Origin of the sequence: Oleomonas cavernae, from assembly GCF_003590945.1 — a bacterium.
Classification (GTDB): domain Bacteria; phylum Pseudomonadota; class Alphaproteobacteria; order Zavarziniales; family Zavarziniaceae; genus Zavarzinia; species Zavarzinia cavernae.
Genome location: NZ_QYUK01000011.1, coordinates 304,105 through 330,876 on the forward strand (window position 1 = coordinate 304,105; position 26,772 = coordinate 330,876).

Consider the following 26,772-nt stretch of genomic DNA (forward strand, 5'->3'; position numbering starts at 1 on the left):
GGCAGCACCTACTGCTGATCGCCGCCGCGGCCGGTGTCGAAATGCCGGGCAATTTGCTGAAGCCGCTCGATGTCTAGGATCTCGATTGCGCCACGTTTAATGACGATGATGTTGTCGGCTGCGAGGAGGCCAAGTTCCCTGGTGACGGCCTCCCGATGCGAACTAATTCGGTTGGCAAGTTCCTGGTGGGTAGGGAAATCGCTGATCACGATCCGTCCTGACTGGGGCTTGCCCTTTCCCGCCATCCTGATGATCTCATGCTGAAGCCGGTGGCGGGCAGCCAGGACGCTGAATTCCGCCACTCGTTCAGAGAGGGCTCGCGCCTTGGCCACGAGGAGTTCCATCAGTCTCCAGGCGATGCCCGGATGGTCCCGTATCAGCTTCTGAAAGTTGGCCGCATCCATTCGTCCAGCTTCAACGTGTGTTAAAGCGACAACATTGGAGGCGCGAGGCGCGTGGTCGATGGCAGCGAACTCCCCGATAATGTCGCCGGGGCCAAAGTCGGAGAAGCTGACCTCCTTGCCGTCGCTTGAGAGAAAATTAGCCCTGACGCGGCCTTCTGCGATGAAGTAGACGTGAGTCGATGAATCGCCCTGCATGACGATGTAATTGCCGGGGTCGTATTTGGTCCAGACGGTGGTGTTTCCAACAATGCGGTTCGCCTCGACGTCTATCGCGTCGAAGAGTTTTATCTTCATTATTTTTTTGCTATCGCCATCTGAAAGATGCGTGGTCGTTTCCAGTACGCGACCGGCATGCATGACTCGCTCCCCTGCATCCGATGTTATCGATCATCCGCCGACAAATGGCTCTTTGTGGGTTTTACCACATTGTGTTCCGCGTAAGCAGACCATGTTCGTACCGACAATAACGCTGCTGCCCCCTCGACCAACTATCTGAACGAGTTGGCAGCGTTTCTGATGGCGGTCCCCCATGAGCGAGCGAGAGCGCTTGGCTGACGAAATTTACGCCGCAGCGTGGCTACCAAGCCTCTGGCCAGAGGCTTTGAAGGGGCTGGCACGGCTGTCTGGAAGCTTCGGTGCCGCCTTGGTTTCTCGCAAGAATTCGACGCGCTGGATCGGGACGCCGAGCGTCGAACCGGTGATAAAGGCGTATATGGATGGCGGTTGGTGGACCTGTGATACCAGGGCGGCACGCGCGGCGGCGCTGCTTTATCCTGGCTTTGTCGCCGACAATGAGCTCTATAGTCCAGAAGAGCTTGAGCATGACACCTTTTACGTCGATTTTCTGCGTAAGTTCGGGCTGGGCTGGTCACTGGTTTCGGCCATCCCTTCACGCGATCAGGGGGCGATGATCCTCAGCGTAGAGCGGCTACTTGAAGCGGGCCCTGTCGATCCATCACTGGTTAGGGTGCTGGATCCCTATCGGTTCCATTTTGCTCAGGCGGTACAGATTTCTGAGCGGCTCGGCACCGAGCAGGCACAAACAGCTTCGCGGATCCTCAAGGTGTTGGGCTTGCCAGCGGCAGTTATCGGGGATGACGGGCGTGTTATGGCGGTCAATTCCTTGTTCGAAGACCTGCGCGGCCGCCTTGTCGCACGCGCATTCGGTCGCGTTGGCGTATCATATCGCCCCGCGGCGAAGCTGCTGGACCAAGAGGTATCACGACTTGTGTCGACCGCGGTTGCCGTGCCGGTAGCCATTCCTGTGCCCGTGAGCGAGGAAGGCCCAGCTCTGGTTTTGAGACTCGTCCCGGTGAGGCGTGAAGCCGGCGATATTTTTGCTCGGGCCGTGGCTATCCTAGTGGTAACGCCACTCGAATGTGGTGCGCCGCCGCCCGCACCGATCCTCCAAGGACTGTTCGATCTCTCCCCGATGGAGGCAAAGGTTGCCGGAGGCATCGCCTCCGGCGGTACGATCGAGACCATCGCCAGGACTCATGGGAAATCCCGGGAAACGATCCGATCGCAGTTACGTTCAATATTCTCGAAGACTGGAACAACAAGACAGGCCGAGCTTGTGGGGTTGCTCGCGCGTGCGCAAATAAATTTAACGGTGTAACCAAATATTTGAAATTTTTTCACGAATCATGGGTTGCTAATTAATCAGGGGCATGGTGCCGAAGTTTGTTACCGGTTCCCCGCCCTGTTCGCTCCAAGCCACGGCCTTGGCGCTCGGCGATAACGAAGAAGTCGCCGATGAACCGTAATCGGCCGATTTAGGCCGCCTTCAGTGGCTGACTGTAGCGGTTTAGATTACGTCGTTAACGACGTCGTTAGTGACGTCGTCAGCGGGGTGAACGATGCGGCAGGATATCCTGACCGGGCCAGAGCGGCGCCGGCGATGGGCGATCGCGGAGAAGCGGCGGATTGTCGACGAGGCAGGAGCCGAAGGAGTGTCCGTGGCGGAAGTGGCGCGTCGGCACGACCTCACCCGCCAGCACATCTATCAATGGCGAAGAGAGCTTCAGGCCAAGGGTGACCTGCCGACCGTGGCAACGGTGTTTCTCCCGGTCGAGATATCCAGCGACGATGGTCGTACCGAGCGTGGCGGCGATGCCGACTTGGTGCATGGATACCAAGTCGAGATCGTGGTGCGGAATGGCCGCAGCGTGCGTGTCGCCTCTGACGTTCCAGATGTTATCGTACAGCGCATGATCCGCCTTGCCGAGGCGCCGTGATCGGGCCGGGCACTGGCGTGCGGGTCTACCTGGCCTGCGGCGTGACCGACATGCGCAAAGGCATAGGCGGCTTGGTGGCCAAGGCGCAGGACGTGCTGAAGCAGGACACCCGATCGGGAGCGGTCTTCGCGTTCCGTGGCGGCAGGGGAGACCGGATCAAGCTTCTGCACTGGGATGGGCAAGGCTTCTGCCTCTACTACAAGATCCTGGAGAAGGGTCGCTTCCCCTGGCCGTCGCCGGCCGAAGGGGCGGCGAACCTGACTTCGGCGCAGTTGGCGATGTTGTGGGAAGGCATCGACTGGCGCCGTCCGACTTGGACCTCGCCACCCGACAGGGTTGGTTGATTATTGATATGATTCAATGACATAAGGCTTTTGTGGGGCGCCACTTCGCGGTACCATCAGCCATGTCGCTAGTCCCCGACATTCTCCCCGACGATCCCGCCGCGCTGAAGGCAATCATTGCCGCGCAGCGCGAAGAAGTGGCGCGGTTAACCGCCTCGGCGCGCGCCTACGAAGCCTTGGTGCAGGCACTCAAGATCCGCATTGCGCGGCTAAAACGACAGAAGTTCGGGGTCAGCTCGGAGAAGATCGAACGGGAGATCGAGCAACTCCAACTCGCCCTTGAGGATCTCGAAGTTGCCATGGCCGCGGCCGGCACGCTTGCCATGCCCGATGACAATGCCCCAGATGACAGCGCGTTGGTGCCTGATGGTGATCAGCTATCAGATGGCCGGCCTGCGCCACGCCGGCGCGGCAAGCCCCGGGTCGTCGCCGATACACCACGTGAGCGCATCGTGCTCGACCCCGGTGAACACTGCCCCGATTGCGGCGGCGCCCTGCGCCTGGTCGGTGAGGATGTATCGGAGATCCTCGACTACATTGCCGCCAAGCTGAAGGTGGTCGAGACCGCCCGCCTCAAGAAGTCCTGCCGGTGCTGTGAGAAGATCGTTCAGCCGGCTGCCCCGACGCGGCCGCTCCGGCGTGGCATGATGGGGGCGAACCTTCTTGCTCATATCATCGTCTCGAAGTTCGACGATCAGCTGCCGTTGTATCGGCAGGCTGAGATCTTTGCCCGCCTTGGGGCGGAGATTCCGCGATCGACCCTTATCGACGGCTGTGGTGCAGGGGTGGCGACACTCCGGCCAGTAATCAACCTGATCAAGACCGAGGTCCTGGGCGCCGATCGGCTGCACGTGGACGACACGCCGATCAAAGTGCTGGACCCGTCGCGTCGTACCGCCGATCCAATGGTTCGTGGTGTCAAGGAGGGCCGTATCTGGGTCTATGTGCGTGACGACCGGCCATGGGGCGGCGGGGATCCACCTGGTGCCGCCTACTTTTTCTCGCCCGACCGCAAGGGCGAACACCCCCAGCGCCACCTCGGCAGCTTCAATGGGATCCTGCAGGCCGACGCCTATGGCGGATTCAAGAAGCTCTACGCCCCTGGAGAAGACGGGGCATCGCGGATCCGGGAGGCCGCATGCTGGGCGCACTTACGCCGTGACTTCCATGACGTGTGGAAGATGACGGGCTCCTCGATTGCCAAGGAGGCGCTCGACCGTATCGGTGCCCTCTATGATATCGAACGTGACATTGCCGGTCGCGCCGCCGAGGTCCGTCATCAAGTTCGCCGGGACCACAGCCGGCCTCGGGCCGAGCACTTCCGGACATGGTGTGAAGCCCAGTTGGCGCAGATACCGGGCAAGGGCGGTTCGATCAAGGGCGACCTGGCAATGGCCATGCGCTACGCCCTCAAGCGTTGGTCCGCCTTCACTCTCTTCCTGGAGGATGGCCGCGTCGCCATTGACAATAACGCCGCCGAACGGGCGATCAGGCCGATCGCAATCGGACGGAAGAATTTTTTGTTCGCCGGATCCGATGCCGGAGGAGAGACCATCGCCGACGCCATGACGATCATCGAGACCGCCAAGCTCGCGGGGCTCAATCCCGAGGCCTATCTCGCCGATGTTCTGGCGCGCATCAACGACCACATCGTCACTCGCCTCTCCGAACTCCTGCCATGGAATTGGACGCCCTTGACCGCGCAGCGCCAGGCCGCCTGACCATGGCGGCGATCACCCATCTCCACACGCTTGCCCGGGTCGCTGAAATGCTGGGTGAGGACGAGGACTGGCTGCATGATATCTGCCTTGAGATGGAACCCGAGGACGGGATCATCTCCGTCTACGGCCTGGGCGACGACTGCACGCCAGCCTTCACCGATTTCGGCATCGAAAACCTCCGGCAAATCATAGAAATCCACCGGGAGAACGAACAAAGCGCTCGCTCAAACGAAACCCCTCAGGGGCCTTGAGCGGCCGGTTACGATGAACCTGAGCTTTAGCTATGCCCTGCGGCAGCCGGACAAGCTACTGCCAAAAATCGAGTAAAAGAATCCGGAGGAAATGGCGGAAACCTGCCCATCCACGGCTATTGCGTGGGCCGATTCCGCCCAACACGCTTTGCTGGCAGGCCCCAATAATCTTGATCCAATTGTTGACGTCGAGAACCTCCGACCCGGGCGACGGCATCGAACCGCCTTTGGGTCTGGCGATGAGGGCATCTCCCCGCCGAAGCGGAGAGATGCCTTGGCAGTTCAGACCAGCAAGACGTTGTCCGAGACGAAATCCGCGAACGCGCCGGCGTAGTTCTCGATCTTGGCCAACATCACGACACCGCCAGAATCGAAAGCGTCGGCATCGTAGTAGACTGTGATCGAGCTATCGGCGTTGAGCGTGGCAAGGAAGGCGCCTACGCCCGATGCTTCATAGTAACGATCAAAGAAGTAGTCGTCGACCTGCGCCGAGGTGCGTAGGTAGTCGCCGGTGGCGGTCGCATCATAGAGAACGAAGTCGGCACCATCGATCGGCCCCCCGGCCCGATCGGCGAGGAGCCATCATCGGTTACGATTGTGTCCAAGGCGCCGTTCACAGAGAACTCGGTTTCGTTGAAGGCCAGGAAGAAGTCTGTCTCATCAAGGAGGCCCGTGGCCCCTCGGATCGTGTCGCCAGCGCGCGACCCGCTTTCGGACAGAAAGTTGTAGTGGATCGTGTCGACGCCGTCGGTAGAGAGGGTGATCGAGTCGGTGCCCGCGCCGCCAATGATCTCGTTGTCTCCCGTGCCCGCATCGATTACATCGTTGCCAGAACCACCGACGAAAGTATCGTCGCCGGCGCCGCCGTCGAAGGACACGCGCGAACCCGTAGCCGTCACGGCGGATGCGTCAACGGTATCGTTGCCCGTGCCGCCAATCACGGTCAGGGAGCCAGTGGTGGTAGAGCCCACCATCGCCTGGCTAAGGGCAATTGAGTTGCTGCCGTCCGCAAGCTGGATGCGCTCGAAGCTAAAGACATTCAACAGATCAGTCGCGTCCAGGATGCTGGCGCTCGACAGCTTCAGCGTATCGGTGCCGGCGCCGCCTGAGAAGATGTCGCGAGCATTGAGCTGATTGGCGGAGATGTTCACGACATCGCCGCCACTGCCTCCAACGAAGATGTCGTCGCCGGAGTTTGCGGTGAAGCTGAGGCGGTTGGATGGATCGGATATGTTGTAACCATATACGGTGTCATCGCCGGAGCTTCCAGCGACGGTGATCGTGCCGGTGCGCGAGGTCGTCGCCATCAGGGCTGTCAAATCGATGGCGGCACCAGCGAACATCCGCACTGTCTCAATCCCCGAGACATGGGCAAGATCTGCTGCTGAGACATCGCCGGCAGATGTTAGCTCCAAGATGTCGCTGACGGTGCCCAGCCCGCCGGTTACGGTGTCGGTATTGGTTAGAAAACTCGCCGCGAACCTGAAAGTATCCGCAGCGGTGTTGGTGCCGATGAAATTGTCGGCACCTGATGTTCCGGTGAAAGTCGCCATAGGATCCCCCTCCAAATAGCTGCCTGGCACGCCTTCGACGTAACTGTCAGCAGCGCAGCGATGCCGCAAACCAATTTGGTATGCGGCACTATTTTAGGGAGCCTTTCGAAGGTCGATCCTCATCCGATCGGGTGACCGGCCGGAGCTTTTTCTTCGGCTTGGGGTTGATCGTGCCCTGGGACGTGAGGCAGGTGATGGTGGTTTCCCGTTGATCTTCAACAGGATCAGCGTATGTCGGGTTATTATGAAAGGCCCAGTGAACAATGGGACCGTCACCGATGAACGCCGTGGTTGCCAAGGTCAAGTGCGGGCGCAATGAACGCACATCGAGTTGATCGCTCCAATTCTCATGACGCCAACCCATGCTCACCTTTTTTACGGTGAACATGGGTTGTGGCCCAAGAAAGGTTACACGAAGACATAGTCGGTTGAGTGGATGGCAGCTGCATTGGCGAAGGTAATTGTGTCGTGAACTAAGCCATCAGCTGAGTTCACCTGCCAGTGGCTGGCATCGACCTGTACGAAGGTTGCACCATCCGCTGCCGCGCCATACCCCGTAAAGCGAATGGTGTCACCCACCGAGGCCCCGTTGCCGAGGAAATCCAACACCATATCGCCATTGGCCTGAGAAGCGCTGAAGACAAACAGGTCGTTGCTCGTTCCGCCCGCAAGGATATCCGAGCCGATACCGCCGTCGATCGTATCCGCGCCACCGCCACCACTGATCAGATCCGACCCACCCAGACCCAGCAGGACGTTGGCCCCGTTGCCGCCTGTCAGGCCGTTGTCCGCCGCATTACCCGTACCAGACACTGCCTGGCTTGTGGTAATCACAAGGTTCTCAAACCCATTGGCGAGGGTATAGGAAAAGGCAGTGCGCACCGTATCAATGCCGCCGCCGCCGGCCTCGCTGACAGTGTCGAGCGTGCTGTCAAGGATGTAGACATCGTCGCCGCCGCCGCCACGCAGACTGTCGCTACCAGCGCCACCGTCGAGGATATCATTGCCCAACTCGCCCTGCAGTGTGTCGTCGCCCGCGCCACCCCGCAGATCGTCGTTGCCGTCGCCACCCTTCAACGTATCATTTCCATTTCCACCCGCGATCGTGTCGTCACCGCCCATCCCGTAAAGGCGATTGTCGGCATTGTTGCCGGTCATGGTGTTGGCCAGATCATTGCCGGTGCCGGTAGTCGTTGCACCGCCCAGCTGTACGAGATTCTCCACCCCGGCCGAGAGGGTGTGGGTCGCCGCAGTTTCGACCAAGTCGATACCGTCACCGCCTGTCTCGTCCACCGTGTCGCCAAGATTATCGATGACATATGTATCATTGCCTAAACCGCCAACCAGCGTGTCCGCTCCACGCCCGCCCGACAGCTGGTCGTTGCCGGCATCACCTCGAATAACATTCACCGCGCTGTTGCCGCTGCCGGTGAAATCTTCGATCCCGATATAGGTCAGATTCTCGAAGTTGTTGGCTAGGGTAAATCTCGCCAACGCCGTCAGCACCGTGTCCGCACCCTCGCCCTTGCGCTCGACAAGCGTGTCAGTCCCGTCGGCGATATAGCTGTCGTCACCCAGGCCGCCCACGAGGGTATCGGTACCGTCCCCACCTGCCAGCGTGTCATTCCCATCGCCACCATTCAGTACGTTGGCTGCGGCATTACCCGTGAGCTGGTTGTTCAATTCGTTGCCAGTCCCGTCGATGGCCTCCGTTCCGGTCAGGACCAAATCCTCAAAATTAGCGCCTAGGATGTGGCTGATGCCTGATTTTACCGTGTCAGTTCCGGCGTCCGCCGCCTCGACGATCGTATCGCTCGCATCGACGACATAGGTATCGTCGCCAAGGTCACCCGACAGCGTATCGGCTCCACCACCACCCGAGAGTAGATCGCCGCCACCGCCGCCATTCAGGATATTGGCAGCATCATTGCCCGTGATCGCGTTGGCGAGGTCGTTGCCCTGGCCGTTGATGGCCGCCGAACCTGCGAGTATCAGGTTCTCGAGATTGGCGCCCAGACTGTAGCTGAAGCCTGCCTGCACCGTGTCGATACCGGCCTCCGCCGCCTCGGCAACTGTATCGGTCGCATCGACAACATAAGTATCGTCGCCAAGGCCACCCGATAGCGTGTCGGCCCCTCCGCCGCCGTCCAACCGATTCGCCGCAGCATTGCCTGAGATCGTATTCGCCAGTGCATTGCCCGTTCCGTCGATCGCGAGCACACCGGTCAAGGCCAGGGTCTCCACATTGTCGGCGAGCACATAGCTCACGCTGCTTTCAACCCTGTCACGACCCTTGCCCACGGCTTCGACTACAGAGTCCCCGGCGTTGTCGACGACATAGGTGTCATTGCCTGCACCGCCCCGCAGCACGTCCTCACCAGCACCGCCATCCAGACGGTTCGCCGCGGCATTGCCGGTGAGGGTATTAGCAAGAGCATTGCCCGTGCCGCCAATCGCCGCTGACCCTGTCAAAGTCAGGTTTTCCACATTGGCCGCCAACACATGAGTCACGCGGCTCTCGACCGTATCCGTCCCCTCACCAGCAGCCTCGACCACCACATCGAAGGCGCCGCCGACGATGTAATCATCATCGCCCGTGCCACCGATCAATGTGTCGTTGCCCTCGCGGCCGTCGAGCACATCATCGCCGGCCAAACCTCGGATGGTGTCACCTTGCTCGGTACCGATCAGAATGTCGTCACCATCCGTACCCACGATCTCGTCACCGAGATCCCCGACCTGGATGGTGAAGGTGGACTGTGTCTGCACGCCGTCGGGATCGACCGCGGCCACCGTCACCGACAGCGTCGGCGTCGCCTCGTAGTCGATCGCCCCGGCCACCACCAGGCTGTCGCCGTCGATCGCGAAGCGGCCGTCCGCATCGTCGAGCAGCACATAGGTCAGCGGGTCGTCGTCGGGATCGCTGGCATTCACCCAACCCACCACCGTGCCGGCGTCCGCATTCTCGTCGACCTGGTCGCCGAACAGCACCGGCGCTTCCGGCGCCTCGTTGACGTCACCGACCTGGATAGTGAAGGTCGACTGCGTCTGCACGCCGTCGGGATCGACGGCGGCCACCGTCACCGACAGGGCCGGCGTGGCCTCGTAGTCGATCGCCCCGGCCACCACCAGGCTGTCGCCGTCGATCGCGAAGCGGCCGTCCGCATCGTCGAGCAGCACATAGGTCAGCGGGTCGTCGTCGGGATCGCTGGCATTCACCCAACCCACCACCGTGCCGGCGTCCGCATTCTCGTCGACCTGGTCGCCGAACAGCACCGGCGCTTCCGGCGCCTCGTTGACGTCACCGACCTGGATAGTGAAGGTCGACTGCGTCTGCACGCCGTCGGGATCGACGGCGGCCACCGTCACCGACAGGGCCGGCGTGGCCTCGTAGTCGATCGCCCCGGCCACCACCAGGCTGTCGCCGTCGATCGCGAAGCGGCCGTCCGCATCGTCGAGCAGCACATAGGTCAGCGGGTCGTCGTCGGGGTCGCTGGCATTCAGCGAGCCGACAACAGCACCGACCTCTGCATTCTCGTCGACCTGGTCGCCGAACAGCACCGGCGCTTCCGGCGCCTCGTTGACGTCACCGACCTGGATGGTGAAGGTCGACTGTGTCTGCACGCCGTCGGGATCGACCGCGGCCACCGTCACCGACAGTGTCGGCGTCGCCTCGTAGTCGATCGCCCCGGCCACCACCAGGCTGTCGCCGTCGATCGCGAAGCGCCCGTCCGCATCGTCGAGCAGCACATAGGTCAACGGGTCGTCGTCGGGATCGCTGGCATTCACCCAGCCCACCACCGTGCCGGCGCCCGCATTCTCGTCGACCTGGTCGCCGAGCAGCACCGGCGCTTCCGGCGCCTCGTTGACGTCACCGACCTGGATAGTGAAGGTCGACTGCGTCTGCACGCCGTCGGGATCGACGGCGGCCACCGTCACCGACAGGGCCGGCGTGGCCTCGTAGTCGATCGCCCCGGCCACCACCAGGCTGTCGCCGTCGATCGCGAAGCGGCCGTCCGCATCGTCGAGCAGCACATAGGTCAGCGGGTCGTCGTCGGGGTCGCTGGCATTCAGCGAGCCGACAACAGCACCGACCTCTGCATTCTCGTCGACCTGGTCGCCGAACAGCACCGGCGCTTCCGGCGCCTCGTTGACGTCACCGACCTGGATGGTGAAGGTGGACTGTGTCTGCACGCCGTCGGGATCGACCGCGGCCACCGTCACCGACAGTGTCGGCGTCGCCTCGTAGTCGATCGCCCCGGCCACCACCAGGCTGTCGCCGTCGATCGCGAAGCGGCCGTCCGCATCGTCGAGCAGCACGTAGGTCAGCAGGTCGTCGTCGGGATCGCTGGCATTCACCCAGCCCACCACCGTGCCGGCGTCTGCATTCTCGTCGACCTGGTCGCCGAACAGCACCGGCGCTTCCGGCGCCTCGTTGCCGTCCAGCACGCTGATCGTGAAGTCCTCGACCGTCTCCAGGCCCGCCGGGTCGACTGCCCGGATCGACACCGTGATCGCCGGCGTCGTCGCATGGTCCAGCGTCACGCCGTCCCGCAATAGTAGGCGGTCGCCGTTGATCCAGAACGCGTCCACGCTCGACGACACGATCTCGAAGGTCACTGCCTCGCCTTCTGGATCCTGCGCCGACAGCACACCGACCTCGGTCCAGCCTGCCGCATCGTCCACGATCGTCGTGCCCGACAGCGCCAGATCCACCGGCGCCTCGTCAAGCTGGTACACTTGGTCAGCGAACTGCAAGCGCTCCACGCTCCCGAGCCAGTCACTGCCGTCTCCGCCCTGGCGCTGGTCCGTAATCGCGAAGCTGCCGTCGCCATTCGCCGTGATGGCGTAGTCGGCCAGGTTACCGGAGAACACCGCGACATCGACACCGCTGCCGCCGTCGACCTCGTCGTCCCCCTTGCCACCCGTCAACGTGTCGTTGCCAGCCTCGCCATACAGGCGATCGCTGCCGAGACCGCCGACCAGGGTGTCGTCGCCCGCCGTCCCCACGAAGTCTTCCTGGACATCGCCGACCTGGATGGTGACGGTGGACTGTGTCTGCACGCCGTCGGGATCGACCGCCGCCACCGTCACCGACAGGGTCGGCGTCGCCTCGTAGTCGATCGCCCCGGCCACCACCAGGCTGTCGCCGTCGATCGCGAAGCGCCCGTCCGCATCGTCCAGCAGCACATAGGTCAGCGGGTCATCATCCGGATCGCTGGCGTTCACCCAGCCCACCACCGTGCCGGTGTCCGCGTTCTCGTCGATCTGGTCGCCGAACAGCACCGGCGCTTCCGGCGCCTCGTTGCCGTCCAGCACGCTGATCATGAAGTCCTCGACCGTCTCCAGGCCCGCCGGGTCAACCGCCCGGATCGACACCGTGATCGCCGGCGTCGTCGCATGGTCCAGTGTCACGCCGTCCTGCAATAGCAGCCGGTCGCCGTTGATCCAGAACGCGTCCACGCTCGCCGACACGATCTCGAAGGTCACTGCCTCGCCTTCGGGATCCTGCGCCGACAGCACGCCGACCTCGGTCCAGGCGTCCGCATCGTCCACGATTGTCGTGCCCGACAGCGCCAGATCCACCGGAGCCTCGTCAAGCTGGTACACTTGGTCGGCGAACTGCAGGCGCTCCACGCTCAGCAGCCGATCGCTGCCGTCGCCGCCCGCGCGCTGGTCGGTTACCGTGAAGCTGCCGTCGCCATTCGCCGCGATGGCGTAGTCCCCCAGATCGCCTGAGAACACCGCGACGTCGACACCGCTGCCGCCGTCGATCCCGTCGTCACCCTTGCCACCCATCAACGTGTCGTTGCCAGCCTCGCCGTAAAGCGTGTCGTTGCCGGACTCGCCCCGCAGCGTGTCGTCGTTGTCGCGGCCCGTGAGGTAGTCGTCATCCGCCCCGCCGTTCAGCGTGTCGCGGCCCTCGGCACCGACGAGCGTGTCATTCCCGGCGTCGCCGTTCAGCGTGTTCTGCGAACCAGCGTCGCCACCGCCCCAGTAGTCCGTGCCGGCGTAGAGCGCATCGCCGTCGTTCCCACCGCTCAGCGTGTCATCGCCAGAGCCGCCACGGAGCGTGTCCCCATCAGAACCACCGTTGAGCACATCATCGCCGCTCTCGCCATATAGCGAATCGTACCCATCACCGCCCAGCAGTTGATCATTGCCAATCCCGCCGAACTGTGTGTCGTTCCCGGCATGGCCGGCCAGGATGTCATTGCCGCCGACGCCATAAAGCAAATCGTCATAGGGGCTGCCCTCAAGAGAGTTCGCCCCCGCCACATCGACGATCGCACGGAAGTTGCCATCGACGAAGTCGGTGAGCTCCAGTGACGGCAGGTCCGCGGGATCGGTCCGCAGCTCCAGCATGAAGTCGTCGCCCGACAGCACGAAGTCGTCGTTGCGGTCGATCACCACCAGAATGCGGCCAGCCTCCGACGGGTCGCGCCACCACCAGACCTGCGAGAAGCCGGCACCAATATCTTCGCCCGGCAGCGCGTCGCCCAGCGCCAGCGACGAAACCCCTGTGATCTCGCCCCGGAACACCAGCGGCTTGTTGTCCAGGCGGCCGTCGGTATCGCTCCAATAATAGTCGCCCCACAGGAAAAGCTTGTCGCCGTCACCCCGCCGGAAGTCCGTGATCACATCCGGCGCCGCCGCTACCGAGGCCGATCCCACGAACCGGAAGACATCGCCGCCCGCCCCGCCGGTCAATTGATCCTGGCCACTACCGCCATACGAGATATCGCCGATGATGTAATCGTCACCATCACCGCCGGAGATCACGTCGTCGCCATCGTCACCCGTCAGCCCGTCATTGCCGCTGCCACCGACCAGGATGTCGTTCTGATCCCCGCCATCCAGGCCGTCGTCGCCCACGCCGCCGTCAAGCCGGTCTTCGCCATTGTCGCCGTAAAGCGTGTCATTGCCGGATTCGCCCCGCAGCGTGTCGTCGTTGTCGCGGCCCGTGAGGTAGTCGTCATCCGCTCCGCCGTTCAGCGTGTCCCGGCCCCCGCCACCATTGAGGCTGTCATTCCCCGCCTCGCCGTTCAGCGTGTTCTGCGAGCCAGCGTCGTCGCCGCCCCAGTACTCCGCCGTGCCAGCATAGAGCGTGTCCCCATCGTTCCCGCCGCTCAGCGTGTCATCGCCAGAGCCGCCATAGAGCTGGTCCCCACCATCCCCGCCAGACAGAACATCGTCACCAGAATCGCCGCGAGCCGTGTCGTTGCCTTCGCCGCCATCGAGATTGTCGTTGCCATCACCGCCGTGCAGCGTGTCGTCGCCGCCAAGGCCCGACAACACATCGTCACCACCGACACCATAGATCGTGTCGTTGTATTCCGTCGGCGGCAGGCCGATCACCGTATCCGCGCCAGGCGTCCCAAACAGCACACGGAAGTTGCCATCGACGAAGTCGGTGAGCTCCAGTGACGGCAGGTCCGCGGGATCGGTCCGCAGCTCCAGCATGAAGTCGTCGCCCGACAGCACGAAGTCGTCGTTGCGGTCGATCACCACCAGAATGCGGCCAGCCTCCGACGGGTCGCGCCACCACCAGACCTGCGAGAAGCCGGCACCAATATCTTCGCCCGGCAGCGCGTCGCCCAGCGCCAGCGACGAAACCCCTGTGATCTCGCCCCGGAACACCAGCGGCTTGTTGTCCAGGCGGCCGTCGGTATCGCTCCAATAATAGTCGCCCCACAGGAAAAGCTTGTCGCCGTCACCCCGCCGGAAGTCCGTGATCACATCCGGCGCCGCCGCTACCGAGGCCGATCCCACGAACCGGAAGACATCGCCGCCCGCCCCGCCGGTCAATTGATCCTGGCCACTACCGCCATACGAGATATCGCCGATGATGTAATCGTCACCATCACCGCCGGAGATCACGTCGTCGCCATCGTCACCCGTCAGCCCGTCATTGCCGCTGCCACCGACCAGGATGTCGTTCTGATCCCCGCCATCCAGGCCGTCGTCGCCCACGCCGCCGTCAAGCCGGTCTTCGCCATTGTCGCCGTAAAGCGTGTCATTGCCGGATTCGCCCCGCAGCGTGTCGTCGTTGTCGCGGCCCGTGAGGTAGTCGTCATCCGCTCCGCCGTTCAGCGTGTCCCGGCCCCCGCCACCATTGAGGCTGTCATTCCCCGCCTCGCCGTTCAGCGTGTTCTGCGAGCCAGCGTCGTCGCCGCCCCAGTACTCCGCCGTGCCAGCATAGAGCGTGTCCCCATCGTTCCCGCCGCTCAGCGTGTCATCGCCAGAGCCGCCATAGAGCTGGTCCCCACCATCCCCGCCAGACAGAACATCGTCACCAGAATCGCCGCGAGCCGTGTCGTTGCCTTCGCCGCCATCGAGATTGTCGTTGCCATCACCGCCGTGCAGCGTGTCGTCGCCGCCAAGGCCCGACAACACATCGTCACCACCGACACCATAGATCGTGTCGTTGTATTCCGTCGGCGGCAGGCCGATCACCGTATCCGCGCCAGGCGTCCCAAACAGCACACGGAAGTTGCCATCGACGAAGTCGGTGAGCTCCAGTGACGGCAGGTCCGCGGGATCGGTCCGCAGCTCCAGCATGAAGTCGTCGCCCGACAGCACGAAGTCGTCGTTGCGGTCGATCACCACCAGAATGCGGCCAGCCTCCGACGGGTCGCGCCACCACCAGACCTGCGAGAAGCCGGCACCAATATCTTCGCCCGGCAGCGCGTCGCCCAGCGCCAGCGACGAAACCCCTGTGATCTCGCCCCGGAACACCAGCGGCTTGTTGTCCAGGCGGCCGTCGGTATCGCTCCAATAATAGTCGCCCCACAGGAAAAGCTTGTCGCCGTCACCCCGCCGGAAGTCCGTGATCACATCCGGCGCCGCCGCTACCGAGGCCGATCCCACGAACCGGAAGACATCGCCGCCCGCCCCGCCGGTCAATTGATCCTGGCCACTACCGCCATACGAGATATCGCCGATGATGTAATCGTCACCATCACCGCCGGAGATCACGTCGTCGCCATCGTCACCCGTCAGCCCGTCATTGCCGCTGCCACCGACCAGGATGTCGTTCTGATCCCCGCCATCCAGGCCGTCGTCGCCCACGCCGCCGTCAAGCCGGTCTTCGCCATTGTCGCCGTAAAGCGTGTCATTGCCGGATTCGCCCCGCAGCGTGTCGTCGTTGTCGCGGCCCGTGAGGTAGTCGTCATCCGCTCCGCCGTTCAGCGTGTCCCGGCCCCCGCCACCATTGAGGCTGTCATTCCCCGCCTCGCCGTTCAGCGTGTTCTGCGAGCCAGCGTCGTCGCCGCCCCAGTACTCCGCCGTGCCAGCATAGAGCGTGTCCCCATCGTTCCCGCCGCTCAGCGTGTCATCGCCAGAGCCGCCATAGAGCTGGTCCCCACCATCCCCGCCAGACAGAACATCGTCACCAGAATCGCCGCGAGCCGTGTCGTTGCCTTCGCCGCCATCGAGATTGTCGTTGCCATCACCGCCGTGCAGCGTGTCGTCGCCGCCAAGGCCCGACAACACATCGTCACCACCGACACCATAGATCGTGTCGTTGTATTCCGTCGGCGGCAGGCCGATCACCGTATCCGCGCCAGGCGTCCCAAACAGCACACGGAAGTTGCCATCGACGAAGTCGGTGAGCTCCAGTGACGGCAGGTCCGCGGGATCGGTCCGCAGCTCCAGCATGAAGTCGTCGCCCGACAGCACGAAGTCGTCGTTGCGGTCGATCACCACCAGAATGCGGCCAGCCTCCGACGGGTCGCGCCACCACCAGACCTGCGAGAAGCCGGCACCAATATCTTCGCCCGGCAGCGCGTCGCCCAGCGCCAGCGACGAAACCCCTGTGATCTCGCCCCGGAACACCAGCGGCTTGTTGTCCAGGCGGCCGTCGGTATCGCTCCAATAATAGTCGCCCCACAGGAAAAGCTTGTCGCCGTCACCCCGCCGGAAGTCCGTGATCACATCCGGCGCCGCCGCTACCGAGGCCGATCCCACGAACCGGAAGACATCGCCGCCCGCCCCGCCGGTCAATTGATCCTGGCCACTACCGCCATACGAGATATCGCCGATGATGTAATCGTCACCATCACCGCCGGAGATCACGTCGTCGCCATCGTCACCCGTCAGCCCGTCATTGCCGCTGCCACCGACCAGGATGTCGTTCTGATCCCCGCCATCCAGGCCGTCGTCGCCCACGCCGCCGTCAAGCCGGTCTTCGCCATTGTCGCCGTAAAGCGTGTCATTGCCGGATTCGCCCCGCAGCGTGTCGTCGTTGTCGCGGCCCGTGAGGTAGTCGTCATCCGCTCCGCCGTTCAGCGTGTCCCGGCCCCCGCCACCATTGAGGCTGTCATTCCCCGCCTCGCCGTTCAGCGTGTTCTGCGAGCCAGCGTCGTCGCCGCCCCAGTACTCCGCCGTGCCAGCATAGAGCGTGTCCCCATCGTTCCCGCCGCTCAGCGTGTCATCGCCAGAGCCGCCATAGAGCTGGTCCCCGCCATCCCCGCCAGACAGAACATCGTCACCAGAATCGCCATATACAGTGTCGTCGCCACCCGCGGCATCGATGTCGTCATCACCGCCAAGCGCGTAGGCAAGATTGCTGAAATCATTGAGGGATATGATGTCGGCTGCGTCTGTCCCGCGCCAAGCCGGGAAATTGTCAATGAAATCAGCCACCGAGAGGTTATCGATTGCTGCAATCCGGATAACGATATCTACTTCGCTGAGTTGACCATCGTCGTTGGCGTCGACCCAAACGAGCACATCGCTGCCGTCTTGTTTCCAGATCACATCGACGAGGCCGTCGCCCACCCAAAAGGTTTCAGGTACGACGCCATCATCTGGGGCCCCTTCAAACTTGAAGTCCCAATTGCCGCCAAAATAAAGCGGAAGGTTACCGGAAAACGACGGCAACTCGATACGGTCACCGCCTTCCACGCCGGCTCCGTCGAAGTTCAATATCGTATCGACGGTGGTCGGCGAGCTTTCGCTACGGGGAATGCCGAAGCCGAAGCGGAAGACGTCTTCTCCTGTCCCGCCATCCATTACATCGGCATCAAGACCACCTATCAGCGTATCGTCGCCGTCGCCGCCGAAGAGCGTATCTTCGCCATCACCACCATCAAGATGGTCTCCCAGCTGGGTACCGACAAAGATGTCGGATCCAAGGCCCCCAAGGCAGTGATCCAGCCGCTCGATACGGCGCTGCCATCGATCTGCAGACGGTCAGATTGCCCCAGAGCGCTACCATCCAGGAGCAGATGGCCCAGCCCCGTCGTGCCCACTGTCTCGTCGGCCAGGGCCAAATCGATAGAGGTTCCGCTCTCGAAGAAGAATTTCTCAACACCTGTGACTGTTGTTGCTGCAAGGGCGACGGGGCTATCGTAGGCGCCGCTGACAACGAGGACGTCTTCCTCATAGGACCATTCATAGCGGCTGGGGCCGCCCCGGATCTCGTCGTCGGCCGAAAGGGCTGCTCCGACAACAATTAGATCGGTGCCAAAGCCGGCATCGACCTGATCGGCCCCGCCCCGGGATAGGTCGAGCCGGTCCGCCTCCTCGCTGCCAATGACCACATCGTCTGCTGCAGTACCAAAATCCGCGATCGAGCCGTTTTCGAAGCTGAATGAGGTTGCGCCGAGGGCGGCGAAATCAGTCGCCAATAGTGTCGCCCATTGGCCACCGAGATAGATCGTAAGATCTGCCCCATTGCTTGAGAAGGATAGGTGGGCTGCTGAAAAGCCATCGACATAGATCGTGTCATTAGCCGCGTCGAATGGGATCGTCTGGCCAGTGATATCTGCGAAATTGATATTCATCGTCCCAAATCCCCCTCGCGGCGAGTGTGCGGTCGCCTCCCCGCGCAAATCCTCTGGGGAGATCGGTCCTCGCACGACCCCCGTTCGGGTGATCGCAATTACTCTAATCGAACCAAATTGGGCGCATGAGGCAATCAACGGAAAGAGCGTGTCCACGGGATGGGATCGGATCTCAAGACATTGATTTTATTAATACATGTCGCCTTCATCTGCCGCCGTTTGGAGGCGGGGGCTTAAGTCAGGCGAACGACGGCCGGACACTCCCGCGTTGAGGAGCCGCCTCGTCGGATGCAGGCGCCCGCGATCAAGGCAAAAATCCAAAATCACATTAGTATCAATAAAGTATTGGGGCATCTAATTCGCGCTCTTGCAGCAGCAATCGATAAAATAAATATGTCAATTCGGCAGTCCAAATCACTACGCAGCCAATATTTAAACGGATAGATGCTGAACCAAATGCGGCTTTCCTCCGGAGATCATCGCTAGGCTGCTGGCATCGTTGACGAGGCGGTGCCCGTCAAGCACGGCGCGCACGCCTTTCGGCTGGCTTCAGTGGTCCTTAGTGATCTTGTCCCGCTGAATGGTGTAGGAGCTGAGGGTGAGTAGCCCGCCAGCGCGACTATCACGACCCTGGCGGCGGCGGGCTACTTATCCATAGCGGTGGTCACCGTGGCGGCTGTGGGTTGGGTTGCGAGACGCAACACTGACCCGAGGACCACCACGATGACCGACGACACCATCGCCCTTCGCACGCCTTTGGAGGGGGGCTCTGGTGTGAACTTCATGCGCGACATGATCGGCTTCGCCGCCGAACGCCTGATTGTGAATTGGCGCCCTGGAATGACCCCTTATCGGTGGTGGTATTGACCGCAAGGCCTTTGTTTCGTTGACTTTTCTTCGTTGCCATGGGGGCAATCCGACGCCGATAGGGGAAAATGCCGACGCCGATTCACAGCACGTCGAAAGTCCTGCCGAGCACCTGCTTATTTTGCGGACTGGCGATCGGCAAGGCCGACCCCGTGGCGCCTGTCAATCAACTGAAATCCGAGCGGGCATCGACGCGGGAGTTTTTGGGCTGTGTCGGGAACCCGTGTGACGAGTCCGTTGAGGGTGTGGCGGTCAACGCATTGATTTAAAAAGTATATATCGCCTTCGTGGCCCTCATTCGGAGCCAGAGGCTTAACTCATGTAAAAGAGAGCCGGACACCGCGCGATAAGTTGCAGTCTCGTTGGTTGCAGGCCCCCGCAACCAAACAAGCCGCAACATCAGGCGTAACGCCGGTGCTGCGGCTTTTTTGCGTCCGCACCACTACTCGGTGGTCAGCTTGGCAAAGCCCGTTCCAGTATCTCGCCGCAGGAAGCACCGCGCGGCAGGCCGCCATATGCCAGAGAGCGATCGCCGAGCCGTGCGGCGCAAAAGGCGTCCGCGACGGTGTTGGGGCTGAACTTTACCATCAGGGCGCCTTCCAGCATCAGGGCCAGGCGTTCCACCATGATGCGGGCGTCCCATTCGGGATCTTCGCTGGCGGTCCAGGCCGCGAGATGGGCCAGGGTAGTATCCATCCAGTGATCCAGGCGGCGGTTGCCGCCTTGGGCGGTACGGCATTCGCTGACAAGCTCGTCGAGCGCTTCGGGTTCCGTCCGTACCGCGCGCAGCACATCCAGCGCCGCCACGTTGCCGGAGCCCTCCCAGACCGAGCCGACGACCGAATCGCGCAGCAGCCTGGGCATGCCTGATGCCTCGACATAGCCATTGCCGCCCAGACATTCCAGCGCCTCGGCCGCATGCGGGGCGGCGCGCTTGGACAACCAGTATTTCATCAGGGTAAGCGCCACCCGCGCGAATTTCGAGCCGGGCTGGTCGTAACTGCGGGCGATGCGCATGGCCGCCATTGTCGCCGCCTCGGACTCGAGCGCGAGATCGGCCAGGACATTGCGCATCAGGGAATGATCGGTGAGCTTTTTTCCCAGCACCAGGCGCTGGCGGGCATGGTGCACAGCCGTGACGACGCCGGCCCTGAGCACGGCGGCATTCTCCAGCATCACGTCGAGGCGCGTGAAGGAAATCATGCGCATGATGGTGCCCACGCCCCGGCCCTCGTCGCCGACGCGAACGGCGGGAAGGGCCTGAAGCTCCACTTCGCCCACGCCCAGGCCATGCCAGCCCAGCTTGTGCTTCAGCCGCTCGATCCTGTAGCCGGGGTGGCGGGACTCCGCGAGAAAGCAGGTAAGCCCTTCCGGTGCCCTGGCGAGAACCAGCAGGACATCCGCCCAGGGGCAGGTGACGAACCACTTGCGGCCGGTCAGCAGATAGGTGCCGTCCAACTGCCGCTCGGCCCGGGTTTCGGTGCCCCGGATATCCGAGCCGCCCTGGCGCTCCGTCATCGAGGCGGCGGCGAACCGGAGTTGGGGCGTAGTCGCGGTGAGCGGGCCGATCCAGGCCTGCTGCAGCGCCGGCGAAGGGGCAAGCGCCGGCACCATCGCGTAATTGGCGGAGACGGGGCAGATCGTCGGCAGGCTGAGTTCGCCCCAGGCGAGGACCATGGCGGCGCGTGCGGCATGGGCGGGCGGCAGGCCGGGGCGGGTGGTGATCCCGTGAAGGTCGAAAGCCACGGTCTGGTCGACCAGCCAATGCCATGAGGGGTCCCGTTCGACGCGGTCGATGCGGTTTCCCTGGCCGTCGTAGCGATGCAGCACCGGCGGGTGGCGGTCGCTGCGGGCGGCATGGTCGCGAGCCTCCCGGCCGCCGGCGACCGCACCGATCCCGGCAAGGCGATCGGCCGCCCAGGAGGCCCCTTCGCGCGCCACCGCCTCGCGCAGCGGCAGATTGATCTCGAAGACATTGTGATCAGGAAGAGGGGCAGGTTGATTGTGCATGGCCTGGGCTTTCTTGGATAGCCGTCGGGTCCTGGCGACTGTGTTAGAGGGCGGCGCGCGACCGCACCGCGGCACCGTCGAGCCAGTGGCCGGCAAGGGCCGCAGCGATCTTGCCGGTTTCGGCGCAGGCCTGCGTGCCACCATCGCCATAGCTCTTCACCGCATCCCCGACGTGCCAGAAGTTGGGGATAGGGGTCTCCTGCGGCAGGTCGTAGCCGGCGCAGGAGCGCTGGGCCGGCCAGCCGTCGCGCATCACGCGGATGGAGAGCAGCCGGGCCTGGGCGAAGCCAGGGAACTGTTCGCACAGCTCCTGCAGCGAGGCCTCGATTTCGGCCTTCTCGTCGAAATCGCCGAGTGCTGGAATGGGCACGGCATAGGCGACATGGAGGTGCCAGCCGGGCGGTGCCATCTCGGGGCACATGGCGGTCATCTCGGCGATGTTGCAGAGGCGGCGGGTGCTGCTGAACGTAACGAGGCCGGGAACATCGACGATAGGCTCGCGGGTAGCGAAATTGATGACGATGTTGGCGGCCGGCCGGGGCAGATCGCGCGCCTGCCGGGCATAGGCCGGGCCGAAAGCCTCGATTCCGTCAAGCTCGAGCGAGGCGCGGGGCCCCATGTTGCAGATCACGCTGCGGGTCGGAACCACCAGGGTTTCGCCGCCGCGTTCGACCTCGACCGCGGTCACCTGGCCGCCTTCGATCCGCAGGCCCTTGGCCCGGGTTTCCAGCCAGATCTCGCCGCCATGGCGCCGGATGCCGTCGCCCAGGTCGTTCCAAAGGCCCATGGTGCCGCGCGGGCAGAAGCCGAAGCGCTTGAAGGCTCCTTTCTGGGCGAAATAGACGAGGAAGGCGCGGGCCGGCAGTTCGTCGGCGTTGGCCGCGAAAATCGCGGCACAAAGATTGCGGAACAGCCCGTGTACCGTCGGATTCTTCGTGTACTTCGACAGCCATTCCTTGGTGCTGAGCTTGGCTTCCGGCAGGTCGCCCGCGCGGGCATCGGCGAATTTCGCGCCGATCTTCGCCGCCTGCCTGGTCAGGCCGCCCAGCAGCATGCCCCAGCCGCCCTTGGCGACGTTGACGATCTTGCCGTCGATGCTGAAGACGGTGGCGGGGCTGGGCTCGCGGATGTCGAGCGGGACACCCACGAGATTGAAGGTTTCCTCGAAGGTGCTGCCCTTCTCGATTGCGATTGCGCCGAGGTTGACGGTGAAGCCCTCGATACTCTCGCTGGCCGCGCGGCCGCCCAGGCGGTTCAGGCCCTCGATCAGGAGTGTCCTGCGCCCGGCTGCGACCAGGCGGGCTGCCGCGCTCAGGCCCCCTGCGCCTGCGCCGATCACCATGGCATCGTAGGGAGGGCATTCAGGGTTGATCATGTCGTCCTCGCGCGGCTTAAGGATGGGAAAGCAGGGACGGCGCGGATAAAGACCTTGCCGCCCATGCTTGTGTCTTCGCGTCTCTTCCTCGCAGTTCCCTGATCGCCCAGGCCGAACTTTGGTCGGGGGCTGCCCTGGGGCGCCTGGAGCCTCTAAGCAAGGTGAGCATGGTTTGACATAAACCGACGCGACGGTCTATTAATATGTCGACCAGAGGAAATAGGCCAGGGAGAGGCGCCATGGACGGCAAGACCGACGCTCAATCTGTTTCGATCGTGGACCGTGGCCTGGTTCTGCTGCGCCTCGATGCCGATGGCGTCGCCCATATGACGCTGAACCGGCCCGATGCCGCCAATGGCCTGAACATCGACATGCTGAGGGCGCTCGAAGCGGTCCTCCTGCAGGTCCACGGCGACAGCCGCATCCGAGCCCTGCTGGTGACGGGCGAGGGGCGGAATTTCTGTGCCGGCGGGGATGTTCACGTCTTCCTGGAACAGGGGGAGGGTTTGCCCGCCTTCATCCGGGTGGCGACCGCCCTGCTGCAGAGCGTGGCGGGCCTGCTGATCCACCTCGAGGTGCCGGTGGTTGCCGCGGTTCATGGCTATGCGGCGGGTGGCGGCGGCATGGGGCTTGTCTGTTCGGCCGATCTCGTGGTGGCGGCGGAAAGCGCCAGGTTCATGGCGGGTGCCACCCGCGTCGCCATGGTGCCCGATGCCGGTGTCACCGCCAGCCTGAGCCAGATCGTCGGCTTTCGCCGGGCGATGGAAATCGTGCTGCTGAACGAGCCTTTGACCGCCGAAGAGGCCCGGCAGATGGGCCTGATCAACCGCGTGGTCGCCGATGACCGGCTGCTTGACGAGGCGCTGGCGCTTGCCCGGCGCCTGGCCCGCGGCGCACCGGCGGCCCAGGCGGCGACGAAACGCCTGATGTGGAGCGGCATCGGCCAGGGGGTGGAGGCGGTGATGCCGATCGAAAATGCCACCCAGGCCTATCTGTCCGGCCTCGCGGACGCGCGCGAGGGCCTGCGCGCCGTCATCGAGAAGCGTGCGCCGCGCTTCCTGGGGCAGTGACATGACGCGGTACGCCAAGGGGCGCCGGGCCTTCGTGACCGGCGGCGGCAAGGGGATCGGCGAGGCGATCTGCCACCACCTCGCGGCCCTTGGCGTGGATGTGGTCGTCGCCGACATCGACGAGGCGGCGGCCCGCGCCGTTGCCGGGGCGATCGGCGGCCTCGCAGCGCCGCTTGACGTGACCGACATCGAACGGGTGGCTGCGGTCATCGCCGAAACCGGGCCCTTCGACATCCTGGTCAACAATGCGGGCAGGGACCAGCATGCCTTCTTCACGAAGACGACGCCGGCCGAATGGCAGGCCCTGGTGGCGGTCAATCTGCTCTCGGTCTTCGCAACCACCCACGCAGCCCTGCCGGCCATGCAGGAGAGGGGCTTCGGCCGCATCGTCAACATCGCCTCGGAGGCCGGGCGCCTCGGCTCCAAGGGCGGCGCGGTCTATGCCGCCGCGAAGGGCGGCGTGATCGCCTTCACCCGTTCGATCGCGCGGGAAAATGGACCCAAGGGAATTACGGCGAATGTCGTGCTGCCCGGGCCGGTGGATACGCCCCTGCTGCGCGCGGCCGTTGCGGCGGGGGGCGAGAAACTGCTGGGGGCGATGACCGGGGCCACCCTGCTCGGCCGCCTGGGCACGCCGGCGGAGATCGCGGCGGCGGTCGGGTTCCTGGCGAGCGAGGAGGCGGGTTTCATTACCGGCGAGGCCATCGGCGTTTCCGGCGGCATGGGCTGCGGGTGAGGCGGAATGTCTGAACAGCGACCCATCGATGTGGTGACGGCGAGGGTGAAAGCCGTCTACAGCCGTTGGCGCCGGTCGACGCCCATTGCCCAGATGCGGGCGGACTGGGACGAATTGTTCGGCTACATGCCGGACGGCGTATCGGTCGAGCCGGTGCGGATCGGCACGCTGGAGGCAGCCTGGATCGGCGCCCCCGGCGCGCACGCCGACCGCGCCATTCTCTATTTCCATGGCGGGGGATTTCAGGTCGGGTCAATCCGCTCGCACCTGGAATTGATGGCGTCTATTTCGGCGGCGGCTGGTTGCCGCGTGCTCGGCGTGAACTACCGCCTCGCCCCGGAGCACCGCTTTCCAGCACCGCTGCTCGACGCGGCGGCGGCTTACGACTGGCTGTTGGCGCAGGGCTTTTCACCGGCCCAGGTGGCGCTGGCGGGGGATTCCGCCGGGGGCGGTCTGGTGCTTTCAACGCTGCTGCGCCTGCGCGATGCCGGCCGCCCGCTGCCTGCGGCCGCGGCGGTGATGTCGGTCTGGACCGACCTGACCGCCGCCGGCGCCAGCTACGAGACCCGCCGCGAGGCGGATCCCATCCACCAGCAACCGATGATCCTGGCGATGGCGGCGAACTACCTGGGGACGGGGGGAGACCCGACGGATCCCCTGGCCTCGCCCCTGTTCGGCGATCTTCGCGGCCTGCCGCCCCTGCTGATCCAGGTCGGCGACCGGGAAACCGTGCTCAGCGACTCGGAAGATTTCGCGGCCAGGGCACGCGATGCGGGCGTGGCGGTGGAACTCCAGGTCTATCCCGACATGATCCACGTCTTTCAGCAGTTTCCCCGCGATCTTGCCCAGGCCCGCGCCGCCATCGCGGCGATCGGCGATTTCCTGGCGCCGCGTTTTGCCCGGCGTTCCCTTGATGAGGATTGAGCATGGTTGGCATCGTTGAATACGGCGGTTACATCCCGCGCCTGAGGCTCGACCGCCGCGCGGTCGCGGAGGCGAATGCCTGGTATGCCCCCAATCTCTCGGGCAAGGCCAGGGGCAGCCGGGCCATGGCCAATTGGGATGAGGACAGTCTCACCATGGCCGTGGCGGCGGCGCGCGACTGCCTGGGCACGGCGGAGGATCGCGGCCATGTCGCGGCCGTGTTCCTGGCCTCCTGCACCCTGCCTTTCACCGAAAGATTGAATGCGGGCGTGCTCTGCGAGGCCCTGACCCTGGCCCCGGCAACCGATGCCCTCGAATTCGGCGGTTCGCAGCGGGCCGGCCTCTCCGCCCTCATCCAGGGCCTGGTGCGGGCCAGGGCGGATGGCGGCAAGGTCCTGGTCATCGGTGCCGACAACCGCAAGGCCCAGGCCGCCAGCGGGCAGGAACTGGACTATGGCGATGGTGCCGGCGCCCTGCTGGTCGGCGGCGACAAGGTGCTGGCATCGTTCCTGGGCGCCGGCACGGTGACGGTCGATTTCGTCGATCATTTCCGCCAGGCCGGGCGGGAGACCGACTATGCCTGGGAGGAGCGCTGGATCCGCGACGAGGGCATCTCGAAGCTGGTGCCGCAGGCTGTCGCCGCGGCGCTGGCCCAGGCGGGCGTCGCCGCCGGCGATGTCGACCATTTCATCTTTCCCTCCAGCTTCAAGAAGATGGACGAGCAGGTGGCGAACCGCTGCGGCATCCCGACCGAGGCGGTGGTGGATGCCCTGCTGGACCGGATCGGGGATACCGGAACCGGCCATGCCCTGCTGCTGCTGGCCCATGTCCTTGAAAGTGCGAAGCCGGGGCAGGTGATCGTCGCTGCGCAGTTCGGCAGCGGGGCCCAGGCCGTGGTGTTCCGCGTGACCGAAGAGATCGCGTCGTTCCGGCCGGCCAAGGGGGTTTCGGCCTGGCTGGCGCGCGGGGTGGCCGAGCGGAACTATACCAAGTTCCTGTCCTTCAAGGGGCAACTGGCGCTGGAACGCGGCATGCGCGGCGAACAGGACCGCAAGACCGCGCTGACCACGGCCTATCGCCACCGCGCGGCCATCCTGGGCCTGGTCGGCGGGCGCTGCCAGGAGACGGGGCGGGTTCACTTCCCGCCGTCCCGCTTCGCTCATGGCCAGGGCCAGGGCCAGCCCCTGCAGGACACCCAGGTGCCCTACAAGATGGCGGAACGCCAGGGCACGGTGCTGAGCTGGTCGGCGGAGTACCTCTCCTTCCACCGCGCCCCGCCGCACACCTATGGCCAGGTCGATTTCGACGGCGGCGGCCGCATCCTCATGGAATTCACCGATGTCGCCAAAGGCGATATCGAGGCGGGCACCAAGGTGGAGATGGTTTTCCGCATCAAGGACATCGACGATCTTCGGGGTTACACCCGGTATTTCTGGAAGGCGGTGCCGGTGCGCCCCGGCCAGGCCCTGGAACAGCAGGCGGCGGAGTGAA

17 protein-coding genes are annotated in these 26,772 nt (G+C 63.9%); 10 read left to right on the top strand and 7 right to left on the bottom strand.

Going from position 1 to position 26,772, the window contains the following annotated elements; all coding sequences use genetic code 11:
• Positions 1-8 precede the first annotated feature (8 nt).
• Positions 9-761, bottom strand: coding sequence for a Crp/Fnr family transcriptional regulator (locus D3874_RS05040; RefSeq protein ID WP_119777108.1), 753 nt, complete (start codon positions 759-761; stop codon positions 9-11).
• Between the two features lie 172 nt (positions 762-933).
• On the opposite strand from D3874_RS05040, the gene D3874_RS05045 reads away from it, so the two are divergent.
• The 5 genes from D3874_RS05045 (at position 934) to D3874_RS05065 (ending at position 4,957) form a co-directional block, all read left to right on the top strand.
• Complete coding sequence (locus tag D3874_RS05045) at positions 934-2,022, top strand: helix-turn-helix transcriptional regulator (RefSeq protein WP_119777109.1); 1,089 nt, start codon at positions 934-936, stop codon at positions 2,020-2,022.
• A gap of 241 nt (positions 2,023-2,263) precedes the next feature.
• Complete coding sequence (gene tnpA / locus D3874_RS05050) at positions 2,264-2,641, top strand: IS66-like element accessory protein TnpA (protein ID WP_119777096.1); 378 nt, start codon at positions 2,264-2,266, stop codon at positions 2,639-2,641.
• 17 nt (positions 2,642-2,658) lie between these two features.
• Positions 2,659-2,985, top strand: a complete 327-nt coding sequence (gene tnpB / locus D3874_RS05055; protein ID WP_408899960.1) for an IS66 family insertion sequence element accessory protein TnpB — start codon at positions 2,659-2,661, stop codon at positions 2,983-2,985.
• 62 nt (positions 2,986-3,047) lie between these two features.
• Positions 3,048-4,706, top strand: a complete 1,659-nt coding sequence (gene tnpC, locus D3874_RS05060; protein ID WP_119777097.1) for an IS66 family transposase — start codon at positions 3,048-3,050, stop codon at positions 4,704-4,706.
• Between the two features lie 2 nt (positions 4,707-4,708).
• Positions 4,709-4,957 carry a hypothetical protein gene (locus D3874_RS05065; RefSeq protein ID WP_119782131.1) on the top strand — a complete coding sequence of 83 codons (249 nt, stop codon included), beginning with the start codon at positions 4,709-4,711 and terminating at the stop codon, positions 4,955-4,957.
• A gap of 437 nt (positions 4,958-5,394) precedes the next feature.
• Here the strand turns inward: D3874_RS05065 and D3874_RS05070 are convergent, their stop codons facing one another.
• The 4 genes from D3874_RS05070 to D3874_RS29985 form a co-directional block, all read right to left on the bottom strand.
• Positions 5,395-6,510: a calcium-binding protein gene (locus D3874_RS05070; protein ID WP_119777110.1), complete on the bottom strand. Its 1,116-nt coding sequence runs from the start codon at positions 6,508-6,510 to the stop codon at positions 5,395-5,397.
• 88 nt (positions 6,511-6,598) lie between these two features.
• Positions 6,599-6,898, bottom strand: a complete 300-nt coding sequence (locus tag D3874_RS27855; RefSeq protein WP_147385533.1) for a hypothetical protein — start codon at positions 6,896-6,898, stop codon at positions 6,599-6,601.
• Between the two features lie 20 nt (positions 6,899-6,918).
• Complete coding sequence (locus D3874_RS31080; RefSeq protein ID WP_408899980.1) at positions 6,919-17,637, bottom strand: cadherin domain-containing protein; 10,719 nt, start codon at positions 17,635-17,637, stop codon at positions 6,919-6,921.
• Positions 17,550-18,299 carry a hypothetical protein gene (locus D3874_RS29985; protein ID WP_158595841.1) on the bottom strand — a complete coding sequence of 250 codons (750 nt, stop codon included), beginning with the start codon at positions 18,297-18,299 and terminating at the stop codon, positions 17,550-17,552. The genes D3874_RS31080 and D3874_RS29985 overlap by 88 nt, the downstream gene beginning before the upstream one ends.
• 723 nt (positions 18,300-19,022) lie before the next feature.
• Here D3874_RS29985 and D3874_RS28395 point away from each other — a divergent pair.
• Complete coding sequence (locus D3874_RS28395; protein WP_158595842.1) at positions 19,023-19,166, top strand: hypothetical protein; 144 nt, start codon at positions 19,023-19,025, stop codon at positions 19,164-19,166.
• A gap of 453 nt (positions 19,167-19,619) precedes the next feature.
• Here D3874_RS28395 and D3874_RS05090 read toward each other — a convergent pair whose 3' ends face one another.
• Both D3874_RS05090 and D3874_RS05095 read right to left on the bottom strand, forming a co-directional pair.
• On the bottom strand, positions 19,620-21,176 hold the full coding sequence (locus D3874_RS05090; RefSeq protein WP_119777113.1) for an acyl-CoA dehydrogenase family protein: 1,557 nt from the start codon (positions 21,174-21,176) through the stop codon (positions 19,620-19,622).
• Between the two features lie 43 nt (positions 21,177-21,219).
• Entirely contained in the window at positions 21,220-22,551 is a 1,332-nt protein-coding gene (locus D3874_RS05095) for a phytoene desaturase family protein (protein ID WP_119777114.1), read from the bottom strand.
• Between the two features lie 239 nt (positions 22,552-22,790).
• Between D3874_RS05095 and D3874_RS05100 the strand changes: the two genes are divergently transcribed.
• The 4 genes from D3874_RS05100 to D3874_RS05115 are packed head-to-tail and all read left to right on the top strand — an operon-like array spanning position 22,791 to position 26,771.
• Positions 22,791-23,621, top strand: a complete 831-nt coding sequence (locus D3874_RS05100; RefSeq protein WP_119777115.1) for an enoyl-CoA hydratase/isomerase family protein — start codon at positions 22,791-22,793, stop codon at positions 23,619-23,621.
• Between the two features lies 1 nt (position 23,622).
• Complete coding sequence (locus D3874_RS05105; RefSeq protein ID WP_119777116.1) at positions 23,623-24,357, top strand: SDR family NAD(P)-dependent oxidoreductase; 735 nt, start codon at positions 23,623-23,625, stop codon at positions 24,355-24,357.
• 6 nt (positions 24,358-24,363) lie between these two features.
• Positions 24,364-25,281 carry an alpha/beta hydrolase gene (locus D3874_RS05110; protein ID WP_119777117.1) on the top strand — a complete coding sequence of 306 codons (918 nt, stop codon included), beginning with the start codon at positions 24,364-24,366 and terminating at the stop codon, positions 25,279-25,281.
• Positions 25,282-25,283: 2 nt separating this feature from the next.
• A complete protein-coding gene (locus D3874_RS05115) occupies positions 25,284-26,771 on the top strand; it encodes a 3-oxoacyl-[acyl-carrier-protein] synthase III C-terminal domain-containing protein (protein WP_119777118.1) in 1,488 nt (495 codons plus the stop codon).
• The last annotated feature ends 1 nt before the right edge of the window (position 26,772 follow it).

Coding starts and splice junctions, on each gene's coding strand:
- D3874_RS05045 (WP_119777109.1), top strand. CDS start 934: ATGAGCGAGCGAGAGCGCTTGGCTGACGAAATTTACGCCGCAGCGTGG.
- D3874_RS05115 (WP_119777118.1), top strand. CDS start 25,284: ATGGTTGGCATCGTTGAATACGGCGGTTACATCCCGCGCCTGAGGCTC.
- D3874_RS05065 (WP_119782131.1), top strand. CDS start 4,709: ATGGCGGCGATCACCCATCTCCACACGCTTGCCCGGGTCGCTGAAATG.
- D3874_RS05100 (WP_119777115.1), top strand. CDS start 22,791: ATGGACGGCAAGACCGACGCTCAATCTGTTTCGATCGTGGACCGTGGC.
- D3874_RS05105 (WP_119777116.1), top strand. CDS start 23,623: ATGACGCGGTACGCCAAGGGGCGCCGGGCCTTCGTGACCGGCGGCGGC.
- D3874_RS05090 (WP_119777113.1), bottom strand. CDS start 21,176: ATGCACAATCAACCTGCCCCTCTTCCTGATCACAATGTCTTCGAGATC.
- D3874_RS05040 (WP_119777108.1), bottom strand. CDS start 761: ATGCATGCCGGTCGCGTACTGGAAACGACCACGCATCTTTCAGATGGC.
- tnpC (WP_119777097.1), top strand. CDS start 3,048: ATGTCGCTAGTCCCCGACATTCTCCCCGACGATCCCGCCGCGCTGAAG.
- D3874_RS05095 (WP_119777114.1), bottom strand. CDS start 22,551: ATGATCAACCCTGAATGCCCTCCCTACGATGCCATGGTGATCGGCGCA.
- D3874_RS27855 (WP_147385533.1), bottom strand. CDS start 6,898: ATGTTCACCGTAAAAAAGGTGAGCATGGGTTGGCGTCATGAGAATTGG.
- D3874_RS05110 (WP_119777117.1), top strand. CDS start 24,364: ATGTCTGAACAGCGACCCATCGATGTGGTGACGGCGAGGGTGAAAGCC.
- D3874_RS29985 (WP_158595841.1), bottom strand. CDS start 18,299: ATGAATATCAATTTCGCAGATATCACTGGCCAGACGATCCCATTCGAC.
- tnpA (WP_119777096.1), top strand. CDS start 2,264: ATGCGGCAGGATATCCTGACCGGGCCAGAGCGGCGCCGGCGATGGGCG.
- D3874_RS28395 (WP_158595842.1), top strand. CDS start 19,023: ATGACCGACGACACCATCGCCCTTCGCACGCCTTTGGAGGGGGGCTCT.
- D3874_RS05070 (WP_119777110.1), bottom strand. CDS start 6,510: ATGGCGACTTTCACCGGAACATCAGGTGCCGACAATTTCATCGGCACC.